This window comes from Mycobacterium sp. 1245852.3 (assembly GCF_001669335.1).
Classification (GTDB): domain Bacteria; phylum Actinomycetota; class Actinomycetes; order Mycobacteriales; family Mycobacteriaceae; genus Mycobacterium; species Mycobacterium europaeum_A.
Genome location: NZ_LZLL01000374.1, coordinates 1 through 4,355, shown reverse-complemented (window position 1 = coordinate 4,355; position 4,355 = coordinate 1). Strand labels below are relative to the sequence as shown.

The window sequence follows — 4,355 nt, the reverse complement described above, 5'->3', positions numbered from 1 at the left end:
TGCTCGGGGACGGCGCGCATCCAGTCCGAGACGGCGACGACGGGACCGCTGATGTTCGACAGGGCCTGGGTGACGTACGGGACACCGGCCGGCCGGTCCGGGTGGCGCAGCCTCGCCCTGTCGACGGCCACGCCGTCGCGGTTCAGCTCGCCCCAGCTGGTCACCGACCACACGTCGGCGGCGACGTCCCACTCCGCGGCCAGCATCTCGGCCGCCTTCAGCGCCGAGGGCATCGCCACCCCCGATGCCAGGATCTGCGCCTTGTTGGCCCGCTGTTCGGTGGCGACGTGGTAGCGGTAGAGGCCCCGCAAGACGCCCTCGGGATCGAAGTTCTCCGGCTCGGGCGGCTGCACGTACGGCTCGTTGTAGATGGTGATGTAGAAGAACACGTCCTCCGGGTTCTCCCCGAACATCCGCGCCAGCCCGCTTTCCACGATGTAAGCGATTTCGTAGGCGAAGGCCGGGTCGTAGGCGACCACCGCGGGGTTGGTGCTGGCCAGCAGCAGCGAGTGGCCGTCGGCGTGTTGCAGCCCTTCGCCGGTCAGCGTGGTGCGCCCCGCGGTGGCTCCGAGCAAGAACCCGCGTGCCATTTGGTCTGCGGCGGCCCATAATCCGTCGCCGGTGCGCTGGAAGCCGAACATCGAATAGAAGATGTAGATCGGGATCATCGGCTCGTTGTGGGTGGCATACGACGTGCCCGCCGCGATGAACGACCCCACCGACCCGGCTTCGTTGATGCCCTCGTGCAGGATGTGCCCGGCTTCGCTTTCCTTGTAGGCCAGCATCAGCTCGGCGTCCACGGCGGTGTACAGCTGGCCGTTGCGGTTGTAGATCTTCAGCGACGGGAACCACGAGTCCATGCCGAAGGTGCGCGCCTCGTCGGGAATGATCGGCACGATCCGCGGCCCAACTTCTTTGTCCCGCAACACTTCTTTGAAGGTCCGCACCGTCGCCATGGTGGTGGCGACCTCCTGGGTACCCGATCCCTTCTTCAGCGCGGCGTAGGTCTCGCGCCCGGGCAGCCGCAACGCCTTGGCCTTCGTCCGCCGCTCGGGCAAGAACCCGCCGAGGGTGCGCCGGCGGTCGACCATGTAGCGGATCTCCTCGGCGTCCGAGCCGGGGTGGTAGTACGGCGGCAGGTAGGGGTCCTCTTCGAGCTGCGCGTCGCTGATCGGGATCCGGATCGCGTTGCGGAAGTCCTTAAGGTCTTGCAGCGCAAGCTTTTTCATCTGGTGCGTGGCGTTGCGGCCCTGGAAATGCGCACCCAGCGAATAGCCCTTGATGGTCTTGGCCAGGATCACCGTGGGCTGACCCTTGTGGTCGACGGCGGCGCGATAGGCGGCGTAGACCTTGCGATAGTCGTGGCCGCCGCGCTTGAGGTTCCAGATTTCGGAATCGCTCATGTTCTCCACGAGCGCCTTGGTGCGCGGGTCGCGGCCGAAGAAGTGATCGCGCACGTAGGCGCCGTCGTTGGCCTTGTACGTCTGGTAGTCCCCGTCCGGAGTGGTGTTCATCAGGTTCACCAGCGCGCCGTCGCGGTCGGCGTGCAGCAGGGCGTCCCATTCGCGGCCCCAGACCACCTTGATGACGTTCCAGCCGGCGCCGCGGAAGAACGACTCCAGCTCCTGGATGATCTTGCCGTTGCCGCGCACCGGGCCGTCGAGGCGCTGCAGGTTGCAGTTGACGACGAACGTCAGGTTGTCCAGGCCCTCCAGCGCCGCGACGTGCGCCAGGCCGCGGCTTTCGGGCTCGTCCATCTCGCCGTCACCTAGAAAGCACCACACGTGCTGGTCGGAGGTGTCCTTGATGCCGCGGTCGTGCAGGTAATGGTTGAACCGCGCCTGGTAGATGGCGTTGAGCGGGCCCAGACCCATCGACACCGTCGGGAATTCCCAGAAGTCGGGCATCAGCCGCGGGTGCGGGTAGGAGGGCAGTCCGCCGCCGGCGTGGCTGTGCTCCTGCCGGAAGCCGTCCATCCGGTCGGCGGTGAGCCGGCCCTCCAGGAAGGCGCGCGCGTAGATGCCGGGGGAGGCGTGGCCCTGGATGAACACCTGGTCGCCGCCGCCGGGGTGCGATTTGCCGCGGAAGAAGTGGTTGAAGCCGACCTCGTAGAGCGCCGCGGACGAGGCGTAGGTCGAAATGTGGCCGCCCACACCGACTCCCGGGCGCTGGGCGCGGTGCACCATGATGGCGGCGTTCCACCGGATCCACGCTCGGTAGCGCCGCTCGACGTCCTCGTCGCCGGGAAACCACGGCTCCAGCTCGGTCGGGATGGTGTTGACGTAGTCGGTGGAGGTCAGCGACGGGATGGCGACTCGCTGCTCGCCGGCCCGCTCCAGCAATCGCAGCATCAGGTAGCGCGCCCGCGACGGGCCGGAGCGCTCCAGCAGTTCATCGAAGGACTCCAGCCACTCCGACGTCTCTTCGGGATCGATGTCGGGGAGGTAGGAGGCCACCCCCTCGCGGATCACCCGAACCCGGTCGGGTTCGGTTGCGCCGTTGGGGTTTGTGGCCAGATCGTGGCGCACGAACTCAGTTGTCAACGCACTACTCCTGTTGTTGGCGGAATGTGTGCCGTAACGGGTGGGTCGCACCCTGCCCACCATCGTGCCGCACCGGCGTTGCGCGCGGATAGCCGACGTCGGGTAGCCGGCTCGGCGTCAGCCGGCGAACACCAACTCGGCGGGTCTGGGGCAAGCAGCGGGGTCACCCGGTAACGTCTGGCTTGTGCTCATCCGGTGGCGTGCCGTCCCTCAGACGCAGGTGGGGGACTTCCCCCGGCGCGGGGCTTTGGCCCTCGGGTGTCTCGCGGTGGCGTTGATGGGCATCGTCGGATGCACCTCCGTCACCAACGGCACGGCAACGCCCGACACCAAGGTGGCTCCGGCCTATCGGCAGTCGGTGTCGGCGTCGGTGTCCGCGTCGTCGGCGACGTCGAGCGTCCGCGAATCCCAGCGGCAGCAATCGCTGACCACCAAGGCCGTCCGCACCGCCTGCGCCACGCTGATCACCACCAGCAAGAACGCGATCGACAAGACCAACGAATTCGTCAAGGCGTTCAACGCGGGCCGGGGCACCGGACCGACCGAGGGCCCGGCCATCGACGCCCTCAACGACAGCGCCACCACGGTGGGCAACAGCTTCAGCGACGCGATGTCGCAGCAGATCAAGGACGCGTTCAACGCCTACATCGACGCCGCCCGCGCCGTGGCCAACGCCATTGGGACGCACGCGGGGACGTCGGAATTCAACAAACGGGTCGATCAGCTCAACGACACGAAAAAGAACGCAGTAAAACTGTGCCTGGCAACCTGATGATGCGGAAGTATGGACCGAGTTCTGGCTGTGCGACGATAATCGCGAATCGCACAGCGTTCGGACGTTGAAGGAGGCTCCACGGTGGTCGCGGCGGATCACGCCCCGAGCTACGCTCGCAAACTGGGCATCCAACCCGACCATGTTGTCCAGGAGTGGGGCTGGGACGAAGACACCGACGACGAGATCCGCGCTGCGGTCGAGGAAGCCTGCGGCAGCGACCTACTCGACGAGGACACCGACGAGGTGGTCGACGTCGTACTGCTGTGGTGGCGAGACGGTGACGGCGACCTGGTGGACACCCTGATGGACGCGATCACTGCGCTGGCCGAAGACGGCGTGATCTGGGTGCTGACCCCGAAGACCGGCAAGCCGGGCCACGTTCTGCCCGCCGAAATCGCCGAGGCCGCACCCACCGCCGGTTTGATGCCGACCTCGTCGGTGAACCTGGGCGACTGGAGCGCCAGCCGGTTGGTACAGCCCAAATCCCGGGCCGGGAAGCGTTGATGCTGTCCGTCGGCACCCCCGCCCCGGATTTCACTTTGCGCGACCAGAACCAGCAGCGAGTCACGCTGAGCTCCTATCGGAACGCCAAGAACGTGCTGCTGGTGTTCTTCCCGTTGGCGTTCACCGGGATCTGCCAGGGCGAGCTGGATCAGTTGCGTGACCACCTGCCCGATTTCGAGAACGACGACAGCGCGACGCTGGCCATCTCGGTGGGACCGCCACCCACGCACCGGGTCTGGTCGCTGGACAGCGGCTTCACCTTTCCGGTGTTGTCGGACTTCTGGCCGCACGGCGCGGTCAGCCAGAGCTACGGCGTGTTCAACGAGGACGCCGGCTACTCCAACCGCGGGACGTTCGTGCCGGGCGGCCATGCGCCCCTGGTCGACCTGCTGCACCGCGACGCCTTTGCCGACGACTCGCTCAACGACGACTTCGGCGCGCTGGTCCGTCACTTCCACGACGCCCGACGCCCCACCGGCCTGATTTGTCACGCTCCCGCCGCGCTCGCCGCGGCGCCCACCGTCGACGGGCGC

At 67.1% G+C, this 4,355-nt stretch carries 3 protein-coding genes and 1 pseudogene; 3 read left to right on the top strand and 1 reads right to left on the bottom strand.

The window, feature by feature from the left end; translation table 11 throughout:
* Positions 1-2,543: pyruvate dehydrogenase (acetyl-transferring), homodimeric type (gene aceE, locus A9W96_RS16650; RefSeq protein WP_067141315.1), on the bottom strand; the 2,543-nt coding region annotated here is incomplete at its 3' end.
* A gap of 184 nt (positions 2,544-2,727) precedes the next feature.
* On the opposite strand from aceE, the gene A9W96_RS16645 reads away from it, so the two are divergent.
* From A9W96_RS16645 to A9W96_RS16635, 3 genes and pseudogenes are all read left to right on the top strand, one after another.
* Positions 2,728-3,315, top strand: a complete 588-nt coding sequence (locus A9W96_RS16645; protein ID WP_066862732.1) for a hypothetical protein — start codon at positions 2,728-2,730, stop codon at positions 3,313-3,315.
* An 84-nt stretch (positions 3,316-3,399) separates the two neighbouring features.
* Entirely contained in the window at positions 3,400-3,822 is a 423-nt protein-coding gene (locus tag A9W96_RS16640) for a DUF3052 domain-containing protein (RefSeq protein WP_066862735.1), read from the top strand.
* A pseudogene (locus A9W96_RS16635) lies at positions 3,822-4,181 on the top strand (peroxiredoxin); the annotation flags it as partial. The gene A9W96_RS16640 and the pseudogene A9W96_RS16635, both read left to right, overlap by 1 nt.
* Positions 4,182-4,355: the final 174 nt, after the last annotated feature.